The sequence below is a fragment of the Shewanella insulae genome (genome assembly GCF_009831655.1).
Taxonomy (GTDB): domain Bacteria; phylum Pseudomonadota; class Gammaproteobacteria; order Enterobacterales; family Shewanellaceae; genus Shewanella; species Shewanella insulae.
Genome location: NZ_WRPA01000006.1, coordinates 80,202 through 103,710 on the forward strand (window position 1 = coordinate 80,202; position 23,509 = coordinate 103,710).

At 54.9% G+C, this 23,509-nt stretch carries 16 protein-coding genes; 6 read left to right on the forward strand and 10 right to left on the reverse strand.

What is annotated here, in order from left to right; all coding sequences use genetic code 11:
- The first annotated feature begins 69 nt into the window (after positions 1-69).
- Complete coding sequence (dapE, locus tag GNT65_RS08480) at positions 70-1,284, forward strand: succinyl-diaminopimelate desuccinylase (protein WP_160795235.1); 1,215 nt, start codon at positions 70-72, stop codon at positions 1,282-1,284.
- 123 nt (positions 1,285-1,407) lie between these two features.
- On the opposite strand, the gene olsF is transcribed toward dapE, so the two are convergent.
- The 3 genes from olsF to GNT65_RS08495 all read right to left on the reverse strand — a co-directional run bounded on the left by olsF (position 1,408) and on the right by GNT65_RS08495 (position 8,579).
- The gene (gene olsF / locus GNT65_RS08485; protein WP_476748635.1) at positions 1,408-3,162 is read right to left on the reverse strand and encodes a bifunctional ornithine lipid synthase OlsF; all 1,755 of its coding nucleotides are present in this window, start codon (positions 3,160-3,162) and stop codon (positions 1,408-1,410) included.
- A gap of 125 nt (positions 3,163-3,287) precedes the next feature.
- A complete protein-coding gene (locus tag GNT65_RS08490) occupies positions 3,288-6,962 on the reverse strand; it encodes a two-component regulator propeller domain-containing protein (RefSeq protein WP_160795239.1) in 3,675 nt (1,224 codons plus the stop codon).
- A 261-nt stretch (positions 6,963-7,223) separates the two neighbouring features.
- On the reverse strand, positions 7,224-8,579 hold the full coding sequence (locus GNT65_RS08495; RefSeq protein WP_160795241.1) for a YjiH family protein: 1,356 nt from the start codon (positions 8,577-8,579) through the stop codon (positions 7,224-7,226).
- Positions 8,580-9,087: 508 nt separating this feature from the next.
- Between GNT65_RS08495 and GNT65_RS08500 the strand changes: the two genes are divergently transcribed.
- Entirely contained in the window at positions 9,088-9,744 is a 657-nt protein-coding gene (locus GNT65_RS08500; RefSeq protein ID WP_160795243.1) for a hypothetical protein, read from the forward strand.
- Between the two features lie 46 nt (positions 9,745-9,790).
- Here GNT65_RS08500 and GNT65_RS08505 read toward each other — a convergent pair whose 3' ends face one another.
- Together GNT65_RS08505 and ubiU are read right to left on the reverse strand one after the other, a co-directional pair.
- Positions 9,791-10,636, reverse strand: coding sequence for a U32 family peptidase (locus tag GNT65_RS08505; protein ID WP_160795245.1), 846 nt, complete (start codon positions 10,634-10,636; stop codon positions 9,791-9,793).
- Between the two features lie 32 nt (positions 10,637-10,668).
- Positions 10,669-11,670 (reverse strand): ubiquinone anaerobic biosynthesis protein UbiU, encoded by a 1,002-nt coding sequence (gene ubiU / locus GNT65_RS08510; RefSeq protein ID WP_160795247.1) that lies wholly within the window; start codon positions 11,668-11,670, stop codon positions 10,669-10,671.
- A 196-nt stretch (positions 11,671-11,866) separates the two neighbouring features.
- Here ubiU and ubiT point away from each other — a divergent pair, with 196 nt between their 5' ends.
- Positions 11,867-12,379, forward strand: coding sequence for a ubiquinone anaerobic biosynthesis accessory factor UbiT (gene ubiT, locus GNT65_RS08515; protein WP_160795249.1), 513 nt, complete (start codon positions 11,867-11,869; stop codon positions 12,377-12,379).
- A gap of 182 nt (positions 12,380-12,561) precedes the next feature.
- Here the strand turns inward: ubiT and GNT65_RS08520 are convergent, their stop codons facing one another.
- From GNT65_RS08520 to trhP, 3 genes are all read right to left on the reverse strand, one after another.
- Positions 12,562-12,819 (reverse strand): YfhL family 4Fe-4S dicluster ferredoxin, encoded by a 258-nt coding sequence (locus GNT65_RS08520; protein WP_160795251.1) that lies wholly within the window; start codon positions 12,817-12,819, stop codon positions 12,562-12,564.
- 217 nt (positions 12,820-13,036) lie between these two features.
- A complete protein-coding gene (locus GNT65_RS08525) occupies positions 13,037-14,320 on the reverse strand; it encodes a phosphatase PAP2 family protein (protein ID WP_244952134.1) in 1,284 nt (427 codons plus the stop codon).
- Positions 14,321-14,622: 302 nt separating this feature from the next.
- Entirely contained in the window at positions 14,623-15,981 is a 1,359-nt protein-coding gene (trhP, locus tag GNT65_RS08530; RefSeq protein WP_160795464.1) for a prephenate-dependent tRNA uridine(34) hydroxylase TrhP, read from the reverse strand.
- A gap of 292 nt (positions 15,982-16,273) precedes the next feature.
- Between trhP and GNT65_RS08535 the strand changes: the two genes are divergently transcribed.
- Together GNT65_RS08535 and GNT65_RS08540 are read left to right on the forward strand one after the other, a co-directional pair.
- On the forward strand, positions 16,274-17,116 hold the full coding sequence (locus GNT65_RS08535; protein ID WP_160795255.1) for an HDOD domain-containing protein: 843 nt from the start codon (positions 16,274-16,276) through the stop codon (positions 17,114-17,116).
- Positions 17,117-17,187: 71 nt separating this feature from the next.
- Positions 17,188-18,684 carry an EAL domain-containing protein gene (locus tag GNT65_RS08540; RefSeq protein WP_160795257.1) on the forward strand — a complete coding sequence of 499 codons (1,497 nt, stop codon included), beginning with the start codon at positions 17,188-17,190 and terminating at the stop codon, positions 18,682-18,684.
- A gap of 39 nt (positions 18,685-18,723) precedes the next feature.
- Here the strand turns inward: GNT65_RS08540 and GNT65_RS08545 are convergent, their stop codons facing one another.
- Together GNT65_RS08545 and GNT65_RS08550 are read right to left on the reverse strand one after the other, a co-directional pair.
- A complete protein-coding gene (locus GNT65_RS08545) occupies positions 18,724-19,164 on the reverse strand; it encodes a thioesterase family protein (protein ID WP_420853512.1) in 441 nt (146 codons plus the stop codon).
- A 100-nt stretch (positions 19,165-19,264) separates the two neighbouring features.
- Entirely contained in the window at positions 19,265-20,077 is an 813-nt protein-coding gene (locus tag GNT65_RS08550; RefSeq protein ID WP_160795259.1) for a substrate-binding periplasmic protein, read from the reverse strand.
- 327 nt (positions 20,078-20,404) lie between these two features.
- On the opposite strand from GNT65_RS08550, the gene GNT65_RS08555 reads away from it, so the two are divergent.
- Positions 20,405-23,437 carry an EAL domain-containing protein gene (locus tag GNT65_RS08555; protein WP_160795261.1) on the forward strand — a complete coding sequence of 1,011 codons (3,033 nt, stop codon included), beginning with the start codon at positions 20,405-20,407 and terminating at the stop codon, positions 23,435-23,437.
- The last annotated feature ends 72 nt before the right edge of the window (positions 23,438-23,509 follow it).

Genomic DNA, 23,509 nt, shown 5'->3' on the forward strand with positions numbered 1-23,509 from the left:
TAAATTTCACATAAATGTCATGGGCTTGCCTTTTAATGACAGGGTTTATCTCCGCATCAGGGCAATTAGATGAAACCTATGCCATTGGCCAGCCAGTCAGAACTTTCTTACTCAGCTTTCAGGCAAGCAGATCTCAGTCAACACAAGGCGGTACGCTACTGCCGCGAGCTGATGCGACGCCCCTCTATTACTCCGGAAGACGCCGGATGCCAGCAGTGGCTGGGGGCCAAGCTTGTTGCCATGGGCTTCGCAGTCAGCCACTATCAGGATCAGGGGGTGAGCAACCTGCTGGCGTCATTCGATGAGCGCCCAGCGCAGTTGGCGCTGGCGGGGCATACGGATGTGGTGCCGCCGGGTGATCTGAGCCGCTGGCAGACGCCGCCGTTTGCCGCCACCTTAGTGGATGACATGTTGATTGGCCGCGGCGCGGTGGACATGAAATCTGGCCTGGCTGTGATGTTGGCGGCGGTAGAGGACCATATTGCCTGCCACGGCCTTCCAAAGGTCAACTGGCAGTTTATCGTCACCAGCGACGAAGAGGGCGAGGCGGAATATGGTACCCGCGCCCTGGTCGAGCGCCTCAAGGCTCAGGCTCGTCTGCCCAGGTATTGTGTGGTAGCCGAGCCGACCGCCGATAGGCAGGCGGGGGATGTGATTAAGATAGGCCGTCGCGGCGCTATCTCGGCCAGGCTGCAGCTCAAGGGCAAGCAGGGACATGTGGCCTATCCCAAGAACGCAGTCAACGCCCTGCACATGGCGGCCCGGGTAATGCAGGCGCTTGAAGCCCTAAGCTGGGACGAGGGCAGCGACGACTTTCCCGGCACCAGTCTGCAGGTGACCCATGTGGATTCCGGAGAGTTTACCGACAATATCGTCCCTGGAAGCTGCGAGATCTGTTTCAACATCCGCTACAGCTATCGCTACAGCGAGGCGGAGATGATGGCGCGGATCAAGACCTGTCTTGACGAGTTGGCCCTGGGTGAGGGGGCCATCAGCCTGCGCTGGGAGCGCGGCTGTCAGCCCTATCATACCCAGGAAAATGACCAGCAGAGTCTGATCGCCCAGGTGGAAGCGGCGATCTTCGAGGTTACCGCCAGCTTTCCGCGCCTCTCCACCTCGGGGGGGACCTCAGACGGACGCTTCCTGTCATCAACCCAGACTCAGGTGATCGAGCTGGGCCTCCCCAATCGCACCATACACCAGGTCAACGAGCGGGTGGAGCTGGCGCAGATAGTGCGCCTCTATCGTATCTATCGCGCCTTGCTGATGCGCTTTCATGACTAGTTCGTCAAGCTCGGGAGGCTTGGATTGACGGCAATTGATCGCCTCATTGTGCCGTCAATCCTCGTAATGAAAAAAGACGCCCTAGGGCGTCTTTTTTCTTGTTTGAAATAGCATTTGTTAGTGCTATTTCAACGGGCTGTCTTCGCCGCCGGTGTTGAGCTCTGGCAGGTGGCAGTCGATGTAGCGGGCGCGCTTCTTGGCCTTGAGTCTGTGGGTGTCCACCAGCACCAGCCCATCGATGCAGTCGCCAAACTCGGCGTCTATGCCAAAGTCGAGGAAACTCACCCCTAAACCGTCGCACAGCTCGCCATACTGTTTATAGAGGGCGGGCACGGCCGCGCCCATACTAGCCAGCGCCTGTTTGAGCAACTTAAATTCCGCCTGATAGTCCTCGCCGGGGAAGAGGGCATCGAGCTGTTCGTGCTGCTCTGGGGTGAAGCTGTAGCGGCTGTTGGCGTGGGCCAGCTCCTGCACAGGGCAAAAGTGGGTCTGGTAGAAGTAGACCAACATTGCCTTGGCCTGTTCAGGCAGGGCGTCGCTGATGGAGACGGGACCGAACAGGTAACGATACTCTGGATGTTTGGCGAGGAAGGCGCCTATGCCGAACCAGAGGTAATCCAGGCTGCGCTTGCCCCAATACTTAGGCTGTACGAAGCTGCGCCCCAGCTCCAGCCCCAGCTCGAAGTAGGGGGCGAACTCGTCGCGGTACTGAAACAGCGACTGGCTGTAGAGGCCCTTGCGCTCATCCTGGTAGAGGCTCTTGGCGCTGGCGAAACGGTAGGCGCCGACGATCTCCAGCGCCTTGTGATCCCAGAGTACCAGATGCAGGTAGTCGGCGTCGTACTTGTCTGTGTCGCGGCGCTTGCCGCTGCCTTCACCCACGGCGCGAAAGGCGATTTCCCGTAGCCTGCCTATCTCACGCATGATGGGATTGCTCTGCTTGTGGCGATAGAGATAGATGAGTTTCTCATCGTGGGTCTGGCCCAGTAGCTCGCACTGGGACAGGGCCTCGATCAGATCGCTGCGCGACTCTGGGTGGGCGATGGCGTTTTGGGTCTTAAACAGGGGGCTGCGGTTCTTGCCGATGCGGTAGAGGTGATTCTTGAGCAGCTTCACCTGGGTCTTGAGCGGGAAGTCGCTGCTGGCCACCACCTCCTTGGGGAGCAGCTGACCTATGCGCAATGGCATGGTGCGCTTGGCCTGCTTGAACATCTCCTTCACCAGCAACAGGCTGGCCAGGGGTTTGTAGATCATCGAGGCACCATAGAAGGTGGCCGAGTTCTTGGCATCGGCAAACAAGGGAAGTAGCGGCGCCTGACAGGCCTTGGCGATCTTCAGAAAGCCGCTGTGCCAGTGCAGATCCCTCACACCGTTGGGGCGCAGGCGCGAAACTTCGCCGGAGGGGAAGATCAGTACGGCACCTTCGCTCTTGAGGTGCTGGTGGATCTTCTCCAGATGCTGTTTTGGGGTGCCGCCCGTCATGTTACGCACCGGCAGCAGGATGGAGTGCAGCGGCTCTAGGGCCATCAGCAGCTCGTTGGCCACCACCTTGATGTCGGGGCGCACCTTGCTGATAAGCTTGATCATCGCCAGGGCGTCCAGTGAGCCGATAGGGTGGTTGGCGTAGATCACCACCCGGCCCTCGCTGGGGATATTTTCCACCTCTGTGCTGGGTACGCTATAGGTGAAGTTGAAGCTGGCCAGTACCTGCTCGATAAAGTCTACCCCCTCCAGGTAATCGAATTCCTGGGTGATGGCATGGCACTCTTTTTCCATCAGGAAATAGCGCAGCAGCGCCTTAGTGGGGGTCGCCAGCCAGGGGCTCTGATTGAGCTTGGGCAGGTTGTTGGCAACCACATCGTCTACGGTGAAAATCATCTTTTGCATGGGGTCTGCTCGCTGTGTAAGGGATGGTGCCTGTGATGGAGACACCCTATCCATAGCGCCAGAGTAAGCGGGGAGTTTGACTAAGGGATGAACAAATTATTGCAGCCAGGTGACGCCTATTGGACGATAAGGCTGTCGGGTAGATGTATGGTGAAGGTGCTGCCGCGCCCCTCCTGGGAGTCTATGCTGATATCTCCCTTTAGTACCTGGGTGACTATGTTGGAGACTATGTTCATTCCCAGGCCACTGCCACCCTTACCGCGCTTGGTGGTGAAGAAGGGCTGGAACACCTGGGCCTGAATCTCCTGGGACATGCCGCAGCCGTCATCCCGGTAGGTGATGCAGATACCCTGGTCGCCGCGGGTCACCTCCAGGCTAAGCTTGCCAGACTTGCCATCTGGATAGGCGTGGATCACCGAGTTATTAAACAGGTTACTGACGATCTGATAGAAGGCGCCCGGGGTACTCTTGATGACCAGTTTCTCCGGACATTGATAGCTATACTCGTGGGGCGTACGCGACAGCATGGGGTTTAGCGAGATGAAGATCTCATCCAGATAGGTATGTAGGTCGAACTCCCGCACATCTTCGTGGGACTGATCCACTGAGACCTGCTTGAAGCTGGCGATCAGCTTAGAGGCGCGTTCCAGGTTGGCCAGGACCAGGCGGCAGCATTCGGCCACCTCGGTTTGGTATTCCTCGAAGTCTTCCTCGGTGATCTCCCCGCGGCGATAGAGCTGGTCGAAGTGTTTGACACTCTCCTGCAGGTGCGAGGCGGCGGTGACGCTGATGCCTATGGGGGTGTTGACCTCGTGGGTGATACTGGCCACCAGGCCGCCCAGCGCCGCCATCTTCTCCTTGTCCATTAGCTCGCCCTGGGTATGTTCCAGCTCGTCCAGGGTGTGTTTCAGCTCATCGTTACGCTGTTGCAGCTCCAGGGTACGCTCTTTGACGCGCTGCTCGAGGCGCTGATTGAGTTCGCGCAGGGCGTGTTCGGTTTCTTTTTGTTGCTGAATATTCTTGATGGTGCCAGCGATACGCACCACCCTGCCCACTTCATCGCGCTCGACTACCTGACCACGGTTGAGTACCCAGAGCCAATTGCCGTCGGGTGCCATGCCACGATAGGTGAGGTCGAATTTGTCTATCTGGTCGTTGAGACACTCCTTGGCGATCCGGGACACCCTGGCGATATCGTCGGGGTGGACGCAGGCGGCGATGGTCTTCTTAAGCTCCTCTTCCTGCTCGGGATACTTGAGGAAGGTGTTGGTTCGGGTGGCCTTGCCCTGGGGGATGTTCCAGTCCCAAAATTCATCGCCACTGCCCCACAGCGCCAGCTGCAGGCGCTGCTCGCTCTCGGCCACCTCGTGCAGCAGGGCGGCCTGCTGCTGATACTGGGACCACTTGCGGTAAAAAATTAAACTCACCAGCATCAGGGTCAGGGTGAAGTAGAAGGTGTAGGCGAAGGGTGACTGCCAGGGAGCGGGCTCCAGCATGATCTTGAGGCGCCTGACGGGACTGTACTGTCGATTGATATCTTTGGCGCGGATCTCGAACAGGTAGTTGCCCGGGGCGAGGCCGGTAAAGTAGGCGACCTGCTCAGGTGAGCCGGCTATCCAGGTATCGTTGAGCCCTATCAGGCGGTATTGGTAGCTGAGCCGGGTTGCATTGTGCAGATCCGGGCTGTGGTAATGCAGCGAGAAGATGTCGGCCGTATGGGGCAGTGACAGGGCTGGCGGCAGTCGAGGCGTACCCTGCTTCATATCGGGTAAGACCTGGGCTTGGCCCAACACAAAGAGTTCGGTGATCACAGGTAGGGTAGGTGGCTGACGCCTGGGGAGCTGCGCCGGGTTAAAGTGGTTAAAGCCGTTGACACCCCCCAGATACAGGGTGTTGTGCCGCCCCAGCGCCGCGGCGCCGAAGTTAAACTCGTTATCTTGTATGCCGTCGATGTCGGTGTAATTGGTGGTCTTGAGAGTATCAGGATCGAGCTGAGTCAGTCCTTTAGTGGTGCCGAGCCACAGATGACGGCGCTGATCGGCAAACAGTAGATAGATGGTGTTGTCGATCAGGCCATCGGCGGTGGTGAACAGTCGACTGCTAAAATCTTGGGTATTGAAATGCACTAGCCCTTCGTTGCTGGCGATCCACAGGGTGTGGTCGTCACCGGTGACTATGGAGAAGAGATGTTGCTTGGGCAGGGCATGGGGCGTGTGGCTGGCAAAATGAGTGATCTCGCCGCTGGGCGTGAGTCTGAGCAGGCCGTCACTGGAGGAGGTAAGCCAGTAATTACCATCGCCGTCTTGCAGCATATCTGTGATCGTCTTGATGGGGAGCGGTACGCTAATAAAGCCTGTCTCTATGCCCGTGTATTTGGCTAATCCCCCTTCGCTGCTGGTGATCCAGGGGGTTCCCTGACTGTCGAAGTAGAGGGAGTAGAGCTGGTTGCTGGGCAGGCTATTGGGGCTCTTGGCATCGGCGCGGTAATGGATGTAACTCTGCTTGTCCCTTGTATAGATAAAGAGGCCATTCCCCCGGGTGCCTATCCAGAGTTGGCCGATAGCATCCTCCTTGATGAAGCTAACGAAGGCCTGACTCAGGCTAGGATTCTGTGGATGGAAGGGGATGAAGCCGTCGAGTTCCCCCCTAGGGTTCTTCTGTCCTAAATAGACGCCGCTGGCGGTGCCGACCCAGAGCTTGCCCTGGCTGTCCTCCAACAGGCTGCGAATGTCCACGTTGAGTAGGTTGTTGTCGCTGAAGCTAAAACCATGAATATGACCGAAATATTGGGCGTCGAGAAAGGTCTTGCTCAGACCGCCCCCCTTGCTGCCAATCCACAGTTGCTGCTCGTTGTCTATCCACAAGGATGTGATGACGGGGCTGTTGATGCTGTAACGGTTTTCGGCGGAGGCGTTGAGCCTGTGTAGTGCGTCGCTGCTGGGTTCGTATCTTGCCAGTCCCTGGGCGCGAAAGCCTATCCATAGGCTGCCGAACTTATCCCGTTTGAGGTCGGCGATGGAGAAGGCGGCGCTGGCGGGGACGGCGGCGATCGCCTTGGCCTGATCGTTGATGATATCCAGTAGAAACAGTCCCCGGGTATGGGTGCCGACCCAAAGGGTATTGCTCTTTCCCGCCTCGATGGCGGTCACGCCGCGAAGCCAGGCTTGGGCGTATGGGGTCACGCTAATCTCGTCGTTTGTCTGTTTGAGGCTGGCGAGCCCATTGAGTGTGCCTATCCAGAGCCTGTCTTGTCGGTCGCGATAGAGAGTGTTGATGCGTCCGCCGGGAAGGCCCGGCGTGTTGCCACTGTCCAGGGTGGCCAACAGCTTGTTGCTGGCGGGCGAGAAGTGGAGCAGTTGGTTGTCGGCGGTAGCTATCCATAGGTTGCCCTGAGGGTCTTCATCCAGATCGACTATGTCGTCTGGCAGCGGGCTATTGTTGGCATTAAATGGCTCGAAGATGCCGGTGTCGGCATGATAACGGTTGATCCCTTCGTTGCGGGTGATCAGCCAAAGGGTGTTACGGCTGAAGTGTAGCTTCTTGATATATTTGGCCGAGGGACCGAGCCCATCGTCTTGGGTGTCGAAGATCTTAAAACGCTTACCGTCATAACGATTGAGCCCTGCCTGGGTGGCGATCCACAGATGGCCATCTTTGTCGTTGACGATATCTGTGACAGTGTTCATCGACAGTCCTTCCTTGGCGCCGAATGAATCAAATTGTGGCTGGTAGCTCAAGGCTATGCCGTGCTGGCTCACTAACAACAGGAGTGCGAGGATGATGGCTCTCATCTAGGTTCGCCCTGTTGCTGTGTGTTTGAAAATCATAACTTGGCCCTTGTGATCTAGGGGGCTGTTTGGCGCTCATCCTTGCCAGGGGTGATTTTACGGATGAAATGCCGGGCAAAACGCTTGGCACAATGAGCGACTTCTCGAGTGTTTAAGTTTAGAACTGTTTGGGGAAATTGCGAGTTGAATGAATAAGATAATGTGCCATTGCGGGCAAAATAAAGGGCAGCTTGAGCTGCCCTGTTTTGGTCTGGTGACGCGGGTTTAGAAGATCAGGTGAGCGACACCGGCGATCACCGGCAGGGTGACCAGGGTTCTCAGGATAAAGACGACAAACAGCTCGGCAATGTTGACCGGGATCTTGCTGCCGATCAGCAGGGCACCGACTTCGCTCATGTAGATCAGCTGAGTCACCGACATGGCGGCGATGATGAAGCGGGTCATGTCAGACTCGATAGAGCTGGCCAGGATCGAGGGGATGAACATATCGGCAAAGCCCACCACTATTGTCTTAGAGGCCTCTGTGGCTTCCGGTACCTGCAGCAGCTCAAGTAGTGGAATAAAGGGCATGCCCAGGTAATTAAAGATAGGCGTGTACTCGGCGATCATCAGGGCGACCGTGCCTATGGCCATTACCACGGGAATGACACCAAAGATCATGTCGATGACATTCTTCAGGCCATCTTTCAGGGTGTGGCTAATGCCGTCGGCCTTGCCAGCCTTCTCTAGCGCCAGTTCCAGTCCCCATGCGAACACGCCCTTGCCCTGAGGGATCACCTCATCGTCAGGGTGACGGGGGGTCTCGTCTATGTAGTGATCTTTCTTCCAAGAGAGTGGGGGAAGCTTAGGCACGACTATGGCCGCGATGACGCCGGCGAGACAGACGGTCAGGTAGAAGGGCACAAACAGGTGCTCTAGCTTGACCTGTGAGATCACCACCAGCGAGAAGGTGATGGAGACCGCGGAGAAGGTGGTACCAATCACAGCCGCTTCTCTCTGAGTATAGAAACGTGACTCGTACTGCTTGCTGGTCATCAAGATACCGACGCTGCCGTCACCCAACCAGGAGGCCATACAGTCGATGGCGCTGCGCCCGGGGAGGTTGAACACGGGGCGCATGATCTTGGTCAGCAGGGTGCCAAAGAGTTCAAGCAGGCCAAAGTTGAGTAGCAGTGGCAGCAACATGCCGGCAAAGATAAACACACAAAATAGCACCGGCAGCAGGTCGTTGAGTACCAGTGCGCCGGTATTCCCCGAGTGAATCGCCTCAGGCCCAGTGCCGGTAAAGGTCAGCACGATGAAGATGGCCCCCAGAATGCGTATCAGGGTCCACATGGGGCTGACATCGAGCAGGGCACGAAAGAAGGGATAGCGGTCGAGTATCGCCGGCTTAGCCAGCTTGCAAATCAGGGTACTCACTGCGGTGATCACCACAATGGCGGTGACGATGGCGACAATGCTGTCACCCAATAGATTTTGCAGCCCCTTAGATACGATTGCGATGGGGATCGTGATGGCATCTTGATAGCTAATGGGGGTCATGAAGAGTAACAGTCCGATAATGGAAGGGACCAGAAACGTCAGCACTGTTTTTATGTTATGGGTTTGTTTTTCAGCCACTTTATTTAGCCTTTATTCTTTGCTTCCCAAATGCGGGCAGCCATCTACTTATAGATCCGTTAATCAATACACTCTGAATATCCATTCATGAGATAAGCGGGGAAGGTTACCCCCTAAGTCCAGTGATGTAAAACGATTATAATGCGTGATGAGTCGTTTCACCGTCGCAGCATAGTTATTAGCACTTTATGACTATTTATATTGTACCTAATTTGTCTTGAGCTATGCTAGGTAAAATATGGTTAAACTCTTTTGGAAACAGTGTTGTGCAACTGTTGCTTGTGTGTTGCCTTGGCGTGGGTCTAACCCAATTTGATGTCACTTTTTAGGAGGATTGCGGACTTGGTGGTGATTGTTGAGATTTTATTCAGTCCATGTCAGAAACATGCGCTAGACCTCGGCATAAATTTCTGATTCCATATATGGTTAACCGATGGAAGTGTTAAACGATAAAGGGCCTATGACTTCAAAAGAGCAGAAACTGTCTAAATTAGCATTTAGGTTTGGCTTGCTTGGACTCGTAGGACATCTTATCGGCCTGGTGGCGGCTAGCTTAGGCTTCAGCGATTACAGTGGCCAGGGCTTTAGCTTCTATAACTTTTCCCTGAGTGAGCTGGGTCAGTACGGCCATTCTGAGCTGGCGGTTATCTTCAATGGCGGCCTCTTCTTCGGCAGCCTCAGCCTGGCCCTGTTTGCCCTGTTTGCCTTGCAAAACAGCGATGATCCCTGGGTGTTAACCAGTTTCTTAATATTGGTATTGTCGCTGCTGGCGCTGGCTTGTGTGGGCCTGTTTCCGGTTAACGTCTATCACCTGCATATCTTAGGCATAGAGTACTACTTCTATTTCGCGGCGATGAGCGTGGCGGCCTATCTCATCTATCTGTTAAGAGGAAGGGACAGACCCAAGCGATTTGCCCCGCATGGCAGCCTGCTGCTCACAGGATTGACGCTGGGTCTGTTGCTGACCTTCATCCTGATGGCCCATACGGACGACGGCGTAGTGGCCAGCGGCACCTGGTTTTATCATGATCTCGTGATGGTGGAGCCGAGACCAGAGTTTCGCTGCCCCGTGATCATGGAGTGGGCGGCCGTGTTTAGCTTTATGGGCTGGTTGCTCTCGCTGGTGTGGACCCAGCGAGAGGGAGCTCGACTCGCTCAATCTTAAGTCTGTCCAGGCTGAATCTTTTCTGGCCCCAGGTCTGGCCCCAGGCCTAGCTTAGCGTCAGGCCGGGAAGCTGATGCCAGTAGCCATTGCACTGTCTGTCGTGGCTGGCGGACTTAGCCGGCAATTCATCGGCCAGGGCGATAGACGCCAGGGACGATGGGGAGATGCGGAAATAGTCGACCCCCAGGGCCTGCATCTGGGTTTGCTGGTCGCACAGATCCATATAGTTGGCCGACTGTGTCTGGATGCCGTTTAGGCGCAGCAGTGGCTGATCTTCCTGAGTCTGCACCAATAGACCCTCGGGATTTTCGATGCAGATGGTTTGGCACTTATCCTTGGTGAGTCCCTTGTGGCGGGCGGTAAAACAGCGAGCCGAATGGGCCAGCGGCATGTAGCCATGGCCGAATACTTCGACCTCGACCTGGCGCGGGGTGAGATCTTCAAGCACCTGGGTAAGCCAAGTCTTTGATAACTCCAACGGCATGACGAAACGTTGCATGCCCCAACTGGCAAACTTCTTCAGGGTCGCCGCGTTATAGCTGTTGATGCTGGGCCCACAGACGAAGGGGATCCCTTGCTCCTTGGCCAGATAGATGGCGCCGACATCGTTGGCCTCTATGGTAAATTCGCCATTCTCCACCTGCTTCTTGAGTTCAAGAAATTCCGACTGCGCCTCGATAAGCGCCAGGGTGGAGAGCACCACCTCCTTGCCTGCGGCCTTCAGCATGCGCGCGAGGGCGAGGTAGTCGCTAAACTTGAGCTCCCGGCGGCGACTGCAGACGGTCTCGCCCAGATAGACCAGGGGAACGTTGCTCTGGGCCACGGCCTCATAAAATTCGACCACCTTCTCTTTGGGCCAGCAATATTGAATCGGTCCTAATGAGGTTTTCATCTTGTTATCCTTTTGTCTTTATTGCTTTGCTGTTACTGCCAGGTGCGCTCGTAGGCGCCAAGTGTGGTGACCTGCCCCTCGGAGACCTTGGCCAGGGCCTGATCCCACTGGGCCTGGGTGGTGTAGGCCGCTGGGTCGTTCAGGTAGGTGTCGATCGCCTGACGCCAGACCCGGGTCACCTGCTCTACATAGGCCGGGCTGCGCTGACGCCCCTCGATCTTGAGAGACACCACACGGGCCTTGGCGAGCTCCGGCAGCAGGCTGAGGGTGTTGAGGCTGGTGGGGGATTCCAGCAGGTGCGAGGCCTCCTGGCTGTCGCTTGTGGTGTAGCGCCCCTTACAGACCACGGGATAGCCCATCTGCTCATCCTTGCCTGACTGGTCGATCAATACATCGTTGAGTCGTGTCTGCTGGTTGTCGCCTACATCTTGCCAGCGTACATGCTTGGCCGGTGAACAGGAGCCGCCTGTGTTGGGGGACTGGCCGGTCACATAGGAGGATAGGTGACAGCGTCCCTCGGCCATGATGCAGAGGCTACCGAAGGCGAATACCTCAAGATCCACTGGAGTCACCTTGGAGAGGTCTCTGACCTGCTTCATCGACAGCACCCGCGGCAGAACCACGCGGTCGATATTGAATTCCTGCTTGTAGAGGCTGAGGGCGCCCAGGTTAGTGGCGCTGGCCTGCACCGATAGATGCAGCGGCAGATGAGGATAGCGGCTGTGGGCATAGTCCAGCAGGGAGAGGTCGGCCATGATCAGCGCATCGACCCCAGTGTCGGCCGCCAGATCGATCGCCTGGTACCAGCGTTGTTCCTCACCGGGTTTGGGAAAGGTGTTGATAGTCAGAAAAATCTTCTTACCCGCCTGCTGGGTGAGCTTGGCCGCCTGGGCTAATTTTTCCGGCGTAAAGTTTAGCCCGGCGAAGGAGCGGGCGTTGGTATCGTTTTTCAACCCAAGGTAGACGGCGTCGGCACCGGCGTTTAAGGCGACCTTGAGGGAGGCGAGGTTACCCGCCGGACAGAGAAGTTCCATGTGCTGTTCTCCCTTAAAAAGTGTGAAGTGTAAAAGGGAATGGCTGAACAATTCTTGATGTAAAACAGGTTTGTGATCATAAAATCTGGTTAAAATTGATTTCCTTATCACTCTCGACAGCGGTTGTCGGGAACCTGACTAAACATTGATCGAAGTCACGATTTCGGTCCCCAAATTTGGTAGGAGAACGTCAGTCATGCAGCGAAGAGTGTTGGCAAACATGGCCAAACATCTATTGCAATATGGCCCCAAGGTCATAGCTAAGCCATTAAACTTTGTGCCTTTTTCTATTAAGGCTCAGCTAATCGAGCGCATCTTAAATCTGCTGATGGCGGAGCAGATCCAAGATGGCGAATTGGATTTTTTGCAGGCTCGCTGGGTGAAGATAACTGTGACCGATCTCGAGTTAAGCTTCGAGGTCAGCTTTGATGAGCGCCTCATCGTTCGCGAAAACGGCGAGGCTGAGGTGAGCTTTAGCGGTTGCAGTCAGGCGCTGCTGTTGATTGCCGCCGGTAAGGAAGACCCTGATACCCTGTTTTTCCAGCGTCGTCTGGCGATTGAGGGGGACACCGAGTTGGGTCTAGAGGTGAAAAACCTGCTGCTGAGTATCGAGTTCGATACCATGCCTGTGTTTATGCGTCAGAGCATCACTCAGGCGGCCGACATGCTGACCCAGCTACAGCGCCAAGCGAATATGCCCTGGGCCTGAATGGCCTGAGTTTAAAGGCTTTGAGTCTAAATGCTTTGAATCTAAAGCCTTTGAGTATAGAGCCTTTGAATATGAGTTCTCTTAAACGAGATACTAGCTAAATAAAAAGCGAAGCTTAGGCTTCGCTTTTTATTTGCTCATTTGATGACAGCTAGCCGGTAACAGTTATCGTCAATCACGGCTTAATCGATAGGCTTGCCGGTGATCAGGTGATACTTGACCAGTAGCTCATCCTGGGATTCCACATGGGCAGGATCGGGATCGATACAGTCGATGGGGCAGACGGAGACGCAGGTAGGCTTGTCGTAGTGGCCGACACATTCGGTGCACAGGTTTGGAGCTATTTCATAGATCTCCTCCCCCATGGTGATCGCCTGGTTGGGACACTCAGGTTCACACATGTCACAGTTGATACAGCTGTCGTCGATCAGTAATGCCATCTAGTCGTCTTGCCTTCTATAAAACTTGTCGATGCCTTGGCGGCGTTATTGCTATCAGGTTCAGTGGCCATGTTGGCCTCTGATGGGGCGGCATTATAGCACAGGCCCAGCGTTCGCCTAGCGCTCAAGGGGCGTATGATAAATTATAGGAAAAGGTGAGGCGGGGGCGAGGTGCGACTGGCCCCAAAGGAGCCAGCCTGTAGAATGAGCATCAAGGTTAGAAATTATAGGTGACGCTAAAGCCGCCATAATTAAAGGTGGCGTCGTTATAATATTCGTCGGTATCCGAGGTTTGTTTGAGCTGGCCATAGAAGAGCGAGGCTGCCCAGCGCTCATTGATCTGATAGCTTATATCGCCCCAGAGGTTATTGGAGTCATACTCAGATAACCCGGCAATTCGGTATCCCAGGGTGGCCTGAAACTCATGGGTAAAGCGATAGCCTAGTTCCACCACGGCCGCAGGGACGATAAAGAAATCGTTAAACTCCCCCAGGTTATCGCCATCTATGTTGTCGAGGCGGATCCATTGATCCACCAGGCTAAGACCTGCGCCGACGTTGGCAATCCAGTCGCCCTTGGGCAGCAGGTTAAACCTATAGTCAGCGGAGAGATTCCAGCTACGATAGGCGGCGATGATCTCGCTGCCTGCGGCATAGCGTTTGCCGTTAAAGCCGATATCCTGGTTGAGTACACTGGTGTCTCTGGCCTCCATAGGGGTGAACTCAAAGGCCAGATATTGATGGTTGTCCAGCCCCCATTTGACCTGTGCCGAGGCGTAGGTGTTGGGCTCGTAGGACTTACTAAAGCCGTTGAGATCGAAACCGGCTTCCTGTTTGTCACGAATATAGTTACTGTCGGTATCGAAGCCACCAATCATCAGGGTATAGCTGCTGTCGAGTGGCTTGTTTTGCCGTCCCCAATCATCGCTATTTACACGCTCGGCCCGTGGGCCCTTGCTGCCAGCCAGTCCTGGTGTGTAGCTCAGCGCCAGGCCGATATGATCTTCCCCCAGGCTCGGGGCGATCACCAGATCGGTTTGAGCATAGGGATCGGTAAAATAGAGGCTGGTCATCACGGCGATGGAACCACCCGCCAGCACATCGTCCATATAGTGGCGGTTGGCCCAGATGCGACTGCCGCCCACGAAGGCTGCCGCGGCATAGGCGGGAATGCCGTAGGCGTTACCGTATCTGTGATGAATGAAGGCGGCGCCCGAGAAGGCCGCGGAGGTATGGCCCGAGGGGAAGGAGTTGGCTTCTGAGCCATCTGGGCGTAGGCGCTCGTAGCCGAACTTCAGCGTGTGGGTAATGGCTGCCGTGGTGGCGACCCCTTTTGTGACCTGCCATGCGCCTTCGGTATCGCCTATCCAGAGGGCGCCGATTAGGCCTGCGGCGGGTAGGGCGATCTGCACCACGTCACCCACCTCTGAGACGGTGCCGGACTGACCTTGGAGGATCTCACTCTTGCCAAGGGCATCTTGGGGAATCAGGGGTCCTAACATTAAGGCTGGTAGCAGATATTTAAGATAAGTGTTGGCAGTTGTCATCTTTTTATACCTTGTATTTCATCAAGATAGAGTTCTGTTTTAGTGTAACAGCTAATGATGAATCCGCTACCAATTTGTAGATAAAATGTTGTGCCTGTGTTGTTGTGGTGGTGTTTGCTAAATCCGCCACAGCTAAGCATGTCGCGTAAGGCGTTTAGCGCAGTTTTAGTAGGTTTTTCTCTGGTGGGAATAAAAACAGCCCGAGTTGCTCGGGCTGTTTAGATGCTGTTTTTAAGGTGAGTCGCCAGAAGCGAGCCTTAAGGATGCGGCTGACGAGTGCTCTGATCGCCGGTGAGGTTACGCATCAAAATGGCGCGCTCAACCTCGACCTCGGCCGGTACCGGCAGATAAACGAAGTGCCCCGAACCTAGCCCAGCCTCGACGCTCTCGCCTTTGCGGTTTTCCAGGTGTTCTATGGTCAGGTTGATGTTGCCCTGAGGGGTCATCAGCTCGACGCTGTCGCCCACGGAGAACTTGTTCTTCACGTCGATCTCGGCCATCCCCTTGGCGTTGCGCTTGCCGGTAAACTCGCCGACAAACTGCTGGGTATCGCTGATGGAGTAGCCGTAGTCATAGTTCTGGTACTCGTCGTGTACGTGACGACGCAGGAAGCCCTCGGTGTAACCTCGGTGTGCCAGCCCTTCGAGCTGATACATGAGCGCGGGGTTAAACTCGCGGCCAGCCGCAGCATCTTCGATCGCCTGACGGTATAGCTGGGCGGTACGGGCCACATAGTAGAAGGACTTGGTACGGCCTTCAATTTTCAGCGAATCTACGCCCATCTTGGTCAGACGCTCGACGTGCTGGATGGCGCGCAGGTCCTTGGAGTTCATGATATAGGTGCCGTGTTCGTCTTCGAAGGCCGGCATATATTCGCCCGGACGTCCCGCCTCTTGTAGCAGAACCACCTCGTTGCTCGGCGCGCCTTCGCCCAGAGTTGGGTTGTGCATCTGCACCTCAGGGTTAACCGCCACTATGTCGCCGGTCTCTGTCTGCACCGCCTCATGGGCATCGTACTTCCAGCGGCAGGCGTTGGTGCAGGTACCCTGGTTAGGGTCACGCTTGTTGATGTAGCCCGAGAGCAGACAACGGCCCGAGTAGGCCATACAAAGGGCGCCATGGACGAAGACCTCGAGCTCTATGTCCGGGCAGCGCTGGCGGATCTCTTCGATCTCATCCAGTGACAGCTCGCGAGAGAGGATCACACGCTTGATGCCTTGTTGTTGCCAGAACTTGACCGAGGCCCAGTTGATGGCATTGGCCTGCACAGACAGGTGCACCGTCTGGTCCGGGAAGGCTTCGCGCACCATCATGATAAGACCAGGGTCTGACATGATCAGCGCATCGGGCTGCATGGCCACCACAGGCTCCATATCTTTGATATAGGTCTTGAGCTTAGTGTTGTGGGGGGCAATATTGCTCACGACATAGAGTTTCTTGCCCAGGCTGTGGGCCTCTTGGATACCCGTTGCGAGGTTTTCCATCTTGAAATCGTTGTTTCTGACACGCAGGCTATATCTCGGTTGGCCCGCGTAGACCGCATCGGCGCCATATGCGAAGGCATAACGCATATTCTTTAGGGTCCCGGCAGGAGACAGCAGCTCAGGTTTAAACATCATTTCTCTCAATTAACAGGTATCGAACAAACTTGGGGCGGGCATTTTACTCAATGGGACAAGCCTTATGCAAATTAGAAGTTGTTTATTTTATAGACAGCGTTAGATGGGACAGGTCAAAAGGCTTAATCTAGGAGAAAATTAAGCCAATTAATAACCTATAATCTGAAACTTAGCTAAAATTACACAAATTCTTAACTGGATGGACGATTTTTACCATCACGGTTAGCAAGAGTGCTGATATACTCTTTGGCAATATCAATATGGGCATATGTTTTATTAAGGAGTTTGCATGTCTAGCGAGCATCAACTACTGGTGGGGTTACTTAAAAAGTTAAAGGCAGACGCTTTGATCTTGCCGACTTTGCCCGAGGTAGCAATGCGCGTTCAGGAGGTGGTTTCCCGCCCCGACTCCAGTCCAAAACAGGTGGCCGAAATTATCGGGCAGGATGCCGCCATCTCGGCCCGTATGATCAAGGTGGCCAATAGTGCCATGTATAGCCGCGGCATCAAGGCAGAGAACATCAACGCGGCGGTGACTCGTATCGGCCTGACCCAGATCAAGGCGATAGCCACCTCTGTGGCCATGGAGCAGCTGTTTATCTCCACCAATGAGATGGTGTGGGAGGTGATGGACGAAGTGTGGCGCGCCTCTATCGAGGTGACCTCGGCGGCCTGTGCCTTGTTGCTTAAGTATTCCAAGACTCATAAGGGCTGCGGGCTTAACTATGACACCCTGACGCTGGCGAGCCTGGTACATAACATCGGCGCCTTACCCGTATTGACCGAGGCCGAGGCCAATCCTCATCTGTTCACCAGTATCGATCAACTCAGGGCGCTGGTGAGAAAGATGCAAGGGCCGCTTGGGCGTGCCGTGTTGAAGAGCTGGGATTTCTCTCCCGAGGTGATGGAGGTGGTCGAACGTTGGGCCGATCTGCCTTATCTTCCCGATCATGTCACCTACTTGGATTTTGTGCGTGCGGCAGCCTTCTATACCGGTGAACTGCGTGCGGGTCATGAGCTGGAGGAGCGTCTGGATGTGTTCGTTCAGCGAGGCTTGCCCGTGAGCCCTGAATACCTGGGATCGGATGAATTTCTCGATAATTACCATTCGATTAAGTTAAGTTATGAATAGATGAGGTGAGGTCGGCGAGCATGCCGATCTGTCTTGTCGTTTTTCCTGTTTATCAACGCATTAGGGAAAGTGTGGCCACAACTGAGCTGATTTGGTTAATTGTTTATCTGATAGCAATCGGCATCGCTAGTATCATCTACTGGTACTGGCATAGGCGCACTGAGCTTAAGTTTCTTAAACGTCTGGTGACTCAGCTGAGCCAACAGCACAAGGTGCGCCAGCCCCTGAATATCGTCTCCATTCCCTACCGTTTTATTCCCCTGTATGTGCAGCTGCAACATCTGCTGAAACAGCTACCGCCACCCAAGGGCCGCGATAAGCTGACGGGACTGCTCAATCGTGTTGGCCTCAAGGCCAAGTTGACCCGCAAGATGCCCCTTACCCAGGGGATGTTTGTGCTTATCGATATCCACCGCTTTCGCTACGTGAACGATCTCTTCGGTTTCTCTCTGGGTGACAAGCTGCTGCAAGCCCTGGCCGAGCGGCTTGAGCGGCGTATCGGCGACAAGGATATGTTGGCGCGGATGAATGAAGATGAGTTTCTGATCTATTTTCATACCCCCATGAGCGAGGCGGAGCTCATCGTCTTTCAGCAGGGGCTGGCGCAGCCCATCAGCATCAAGGGGACTGTGATCAACTTGCAGCTGCAACTCGGGTACCTGGATCTCTCCTTACATCACGCCGATGTCAGTCAGATGCTGCGCCGCCTGGATCTGGCATTGGTGCGGGCCAAGTCGGCCAGCAATTATATCGCCGCCTATCAAGAGGGAGACGATCGCAGTCAGCACAGGCAGTTGACCATAGTCAGCTGTTTCCCCAAGGCGCTCGAGCAGAACGAGCTCTACCTGGTGTTTCAGCCTAAATATAACCTGGCCAGCGGCGACTGTACCCATGCCGAGGCACTGATCCGCTGGGATAGCTCGGTACTTGGTTCAATCTCGCCAGGGGAATTTATTCCACTCTTAGAGTGTGCCGGCATGATCAGCCTGCTGAGCCAGTGGGTGATAGATCAGGTGCTGTTGCAGCAGGTGCGCTGGCAGGAGAGTGATATTCGCCTGCAGCTGGCGATTAACCTGGCGATTGACGATCTGAGCGAGAAGCAGCTGAGTGAGCGGATTATCACCCGCCTGAAACGGCATGGCTTAGGCGCTCAGGTGCTGTCCATCGAGATCACCGAGAGCCAGCTGATGACAGATATGGTTCGCACGGTGGCCGTACTCAACCGTCTCAAACGCGCCGGCGTTAAGGTGGCCATCGATGATTTTGGTACCGGCCACTCGTCGCTGGCCTATCTCAAACACCTGCCGGTGGATGAAGTCAAGATAGACAGGGCCTTCTTGACCGGGGTTGAGTCAGATCCCCGGGCCCAGCATATCGTTCGTAGCGCCGTCGACCTGGCCAAGGGGCTGGATTTTTCGGTGACCGTCGAAGGGGTCGAGCAGATGTCTGTGTTTAAGTTGTTGCAGGAGATGGGGGTCGATAAGATCCAGGGGGATATCTACGCCAAGCCGATGCGGGCGCCCGAGCTAGAGATGCACTGGCGCAAGTTAAATCAGCCGTTAGGCTAGGTTTTAATACAGACTAATGCCTCTATTGGTTGTGAGTTTTTAAAGGCTGATTGTCTGGTCGAAGTGGCGGCTGAGCTCTTCAATGAGGGGCGGCGTCATGGGACAGAGCTGCCTCGCCTTGTTCATACAGACCATCTCGATATGAGCTGTGACCGCCGGCTTGATACCATTGGGTCGCCAGATCTCCTGCTGCCATACGGTGCGATACTTGCTCTCGAAATAGAAGCGGGTACGCACATCCACCACGTCGGCAAACTCAACCCCTTCATGGCAGAGCATATCGCTGCGATAGACGGCGAAGCCCAGCCCCTGTTGCTGCCAGAGCGCTGCCAGTCGCTCGGCGCCGATCACATGCTCGCGGGCACGCTCGAAATACTTCAAGAAGTTGGGATGGTATACCACGCCGGAAAAGTCGGTATCTTCGTAGTAGATCTGTACCGGAAAATGAAAGGTAGGACTGAACTTATCGTGTGGCATCATTGGGAGTCTGGGCTAAGTAACGCTAAATAACAGGGGCGCCAGCATAGCATACTCTGAGTTAGTCTTGGCAATGCGTGCTTGCAAACGATTTGTTAGTCTTCTACTTACTGGCGATCGCCAGCAGGCTGTTCATGATGGTCTGATAGCTGCCATCTTGTTTGAGAGCCTTGAGGCCTTGATCTAGCTTATCCGCAAATAGCTGGGCATTAGGTTGCAGCTTGGAGAAGGCCACATAGAGGTCGCCGGTATGGTTGTGCACGCTGCGGCCTATTACCTTGCTGACGCCCATCTGGGCCAGATATTGATTGGCCACCTCGTCGTACATGATGGCGGCATCGATGCGGTTGAGCAGTAATAGATTGATCAACTGATTGTGGTTGTCCACCTCTACCAGTCTTAACTGCGTGAGCTGCGCCAGCTCATCGCCATACTCATAGCCCTTGATGATGCCGACAACTAGCCCCTCGGGGAGTTGCCACTTGCTCTGAGCCTGAAGCGGGTGGGCGTTATTCTGATAGAAGGAAGCTGACGTGGTAAACAGAGGGATCTGGCCGAAGACAAATTCTTCCTGGGTCTTGCGCTCTTTGTGTAGATTAAAGACGCCGTCGACTATGCCCTGTTTGGTCATCACCAGGCCGCGGGCGTAGGAGACCACCAGGCTATCGACATCGACATTGACCCGGCTAAATGCCTGCTTGACCAGGCGGTGCGACAGCCCCTTGCCATAGGGATCGGCAAAGGGGGCCCAGTTATCTTCGGCGGCCAGCTTCACCTTGAGACGCGTAGACGGGCTATCGGCCGAGGCAATACTCTTCAGCTCTTGGCCTGTGGCGTTTAGGCTAAAAAGCGCCAGCGTGACGAGCAGGCTGGAGCAGAGATGTGTGATTAGCCGAGAGAAGTGGGGTTGCAACATCAGATTCCTTGCAGCGGTCGCGTCCTTATTCTGCCCATGATAAGGGGTTTTCAAGGGAGATCAACCGCATTGCTGCGGCAATTGACGGGAATTTTGTAGCATACTGGCTACATCTGAGTCTAATGTCGGCGATCTTGGCTGTAATGCGGTCTTTAGCTGGTGAATTGTATTGTTGGGCAATGGCTTAGCGCAGTTAGGGAGAGGCGTTCAAAATCATTGGCTTACTTATGAGCTTGTCGATATTTTTTTCAGGGCATCTGCTACACTCTGAATGATGTTATCAGGTTGATAATAAAAAATTTCGCCACGAGAAAATTTAGACCTCGTATGAATCAAGATACATTATTTTCGTTATCTCAGAATGCTGCGCTCTTGCTGATCATGGTATTTATCTACGATGCCGTTCCTCGGCGGCAGCGTAGCGAACATTTTCTGTTGTGGCGTCTCATCATGGGGGCGGTCATAGGCTGCGTGACAGTGCTGACCATGATCACCTCCTGGGAGTATCAACCCGGGGTCTTCATCGACACCCGCTCTGTGGTGCTGGCCATCTCCGGCCTCTTCTTCGGTGGCCTGCCCACCTTCGTCGCTGCCGCCGTTGCCAGTGCCTATCGCCTGCTCCAGGGCGGGGGTGGCATGTTGGTTGGGGTGACTGTGATACTCGTATCGGCCATGTTTGGCAGCCTGTGGCGCTATTATCGTAAGACTACCATCGCCGATCTCAACTTTCTCGAGCTGTATCTGTTTGGTTTCCTGTTGCATTTTTCGACTCTGTCATTGTTGTTTATTCTGCCTTTCTCCATGTTCGTCGATCTCCTGGTGCAGATCGCCCTGCCTGTATTGTTGCTCTTCCCCTTAGTCACGGCTCTGCTGGGTATCTTGCTGGCGAGGCGCCTGGAGGTGGAACGGGACGCAAAGATCCAGCTGCAGGATGACTTTATTTTTCGTTCGCAATTTAATGTCGGCAATATGGGGATTGCTATTACCTCGGTGGATCAACGTTGGATCAAGGTGAACCCCCGTCTGTGTAAGATGCTCAAATACTCGGAGACTGAGCTGCTCAATCGGACTTGGACAGAGCTGACCTATTTTGAAGATCTCAAGGCAGATATGACCCAGTTCCAGCGCATGCTAAAGGGGGAGATAGATGCCTACGAGATGGATAAACGCTTCGTCGCCAAGGATGGCGAGATAGTTTATACCCACCTGACGGTGGCGTGCCGACGCAACAATAACATAGTGGATATGGTGATCGCCGGCGCCATCGACATTACCGAACATAAGCGGGCTGAGATGGCCATGCGTACCAGTCAGGAGCGGTTGGCCTTGGTGTTAGAGAGTAGCGATCTTGGGATGTGGGACTGGGACATCAAGAGCAACGAGACCAAGCGCAACCCCTGGTGTGCCAAGGTGCTCGGGTGTGATATCGAGCGGCTTAACCGCGACAGCCGAATCTGGATCGATGCCATCCACCCCCAGGATAGGATGGCGGTGCTCAACTCTATCGATCGCCATCTCAAGGGGGAGAGCCAGAAACACAGCATAGAATACCGGTTGATCAGTTTGAGTGGGGAAGAGCACTGGATATTGGACACGGGCAAGGTGGTGAGCCGGGACCGCAATGGTCAGCCGACACGTATGTGTGGTGTCCACTCGGACATCACCGAGCAGAAGAAGGTGCAGGAGTCGCTGGAGCTGGCGGCTTCCGTGTATAACAACTCCAGCGAAGCCATGAGCGTGCAAGATCATAAGGGTCACATCATCACCATTAACGCCGCCTTTACCTCGATCACAGGCTACAGCGAGGAGGAGGCGCTGGCGCAGAACATACGTATTTTACAGAGTGTGCGCACCCCTCGAAGCCAATACGATGAGATGAATCGCGCGATTCGCGACACCGGCTACTGGCAGGGAGAGTTGTGGATTAAGAACAAGAGCGGCGAGGAGTATATGGTCTGGTTGACCATCAATACCATCTTTGACCAACACGGCCAGGTGTATCGCAGGGTGGCGCTCTTCTCCGATATCACAGAGAAGAAGGAGGCCGAGCATATCATCTGGAAGCAGGCCAACTATGACCCACTGACCGGCCTGCCCAACCGTCGTATGTTGCTCGAATACCTCAGCACAGAGATATTGCGTATCGACCGTAATCGCAGCCACTTCGCCTTGATGTTTCTGGATCTGGATTTCTTCAAGGAGGTCAACGACACCCTGGGACATGATATGGGCGATCTGCTGTTGCAGGAAACCGCCAAGCGCCTCAAGGGCTGTATTCGTGAGTCGGATGTGGTGGCGCGCCTGGGGGGCGATGAGTTTACCGTAGTGCTCTCAGGTATAGACTCGCCCAGCGGCGTAGAGCGTGTTGCCCAGAGCATACTCGAGCGTATCGCGGAGCCATACAGCCTGGGGGATGAGACCGCCTACATAAGTGCCAGCATAGGTATCACCATCTATCCCGATGATGCGACTAGCATAGAGGGGCTGCTGAAACATGCAGACCAGGCCATGTATGCGGCTAAGGAGCAGGGGCGTAACCGTTTCCATTACTTTACCCCGTCGATGCAGGAATATGCCCGTTATCGCATGGCCTTGATCAAAGATCTGCGCAACGCCATCAATCGTAAAGAGTTTGAGCTCTACTATCAGCCCATCGTCGACATGGAACAGCAGAGAGTCTGTAAGGCGGAGGCGCTGATCCGTTGGGTGCATCCCCAGCGAGGTCTGGTATCACCAGGCGAGTTTATTCCTGTGGCGGAAGAGACAGGGCTAATCAATGAGATAGGTAATTGGGTATTCGAGAAGGCTGCCCAGCAGAGTGCTCGCTGGCGAACGCAGTTTGGGGTCGAGATCCAGATAAGCATCAATAAGTCGCCGATTCAGTTTCGCGATGAGGGCAATACCTTCAGCGACTGGCTGGCGCTGCTGCGTCATCTGGAACTCGCCAGTAACGCCATCTGCGTCGAGATCACCGAAGGCCTGTTACTGGATGCCTCCATGGGGGTGACCGACAAGCTGCTGTCCTATCGCGACGCCGGGATCCAGGTCTCCCTGGATGATTTCGGTACCGGCTATTCGTCGCTGGCCTATCTGAAAAAGTTCGACATAGATTACCTCAAAATTGATCAGTCTTTTACCCGTAACCTCGAATCCGACAGTGATGGCGTGGCCCTGTGTGAGGCGATCATAGTGATGGCCCATAAGCTGGGGATCAAGGTGATCGCCGAAGGGGTGGAAACTCAGTTTCAGCACGATATCCTGGCCAATGCCGGATGTGACTTTGCCCAGGGATATCTCTATTCCAAGCCCGTCTCTCTGCCAGAGTTTGAGCGCCTCTACGTCTATCCCGTGGATCACTAGCGTGGGCCGTGCAGATAGCAATATCCTTATGAGGCGCTTTTTGCTAGACTCCGCGCTCACTTTTTGTCTGCT

Excerpts from the sequence above, each read along its gene's own strand:
- dapE (WP_160795235.1), top strand. The coding sequence starts at position 70 with ATGAAACCTATGCCATTGGCCAGCCAGTCAGAACTTTCTTACTCAGCT.
- olsF (WP_476748635.1), bottom strand. The coding sequence starts at position 3,162 with ATGATTTTCACCGTAGACGATGTGGTTGCCAACAACCTGCCCAAGCTC.
- GNT65_RS08490 (WP_160795239.1), bottom strand. The coding sequence starts at position 6,962 with ATGAGAGCCATCATCCTCGCACTCCTGTTGTTAGTGAGCCAGCACGGC.
- GNT65_RS08505 (WP_160795245.1), bottom strand. The coding sequence starts at position 10,636 with ATGAAAACCTCATTAGGACCGATTCAATATTGCTGGCCCAAAGAGAAG.
- ubiU (WP_160795247.1), bottom strand. The coding sequence starts at position 11,670 with ATGGAACTTCTCTGTCCGGCGGGTAACCTCGCCTCCCTCAAGGTCGCC.
- ubiT (WP_160795249.1), top strand. The coding sequence starts at position 11,867 with ATGCAGCGAAGAGTGTTGGCAAACATGGCCAAACATCTATTGCAATAT.
- GNT65_RS08520 (WP_160795251.1), bottom strand. The coding sequence starts at position 12,819 with ATGGCATTACTGATCGACGACAGCTGTATCAACTGTGACATGTGTGAA.
- GNT65_RS08525 (WP_244952134.1), bottom strand. The coding sequence starts at position 14,320 with ATGTTAGGACCCCTGATTCCCCAAGATGCCCTTGGCAAGAGTGAGATC.
- trhP (WP_160795464.1), bottom strand. The coding sequence starts at position 15,981 with ATGTTTAAACCTGAGCTGCTGTCTCCTGCCGGGACCCTAAAGAATATG.
- GNT65_RS08535 (WP_160795255.1), top strand. The coding sequence starts at position 16,274 with ATGTCTAGCGAGCATCAACTACTGGTGGGGTTACTTAAAAAGTTAAAG.
- GNT65_RS08545 (WP_420853512.1), bottom strand. The coding sequence starts at position 19,164 with ATGATGCCACACGATAAGTTCAGTCCTACCTTTCATTTTCCGGTACAG.
- GNT65_RS08550 (WP_160795259.1), bottom strand. The coding sequence starts at position 20,077 with ATGTTGCAACCCCACTTCTCTCGGCTAATCACACATCTCTGCTCCAGC.
- GNT65_RS08555 (WP_160795261.1), top strand. The coding sequence starts at position 20,405 with ATGAATCAAGATACATTATTTTCGTTATCTCAGAATGCTGCGCTCTTG.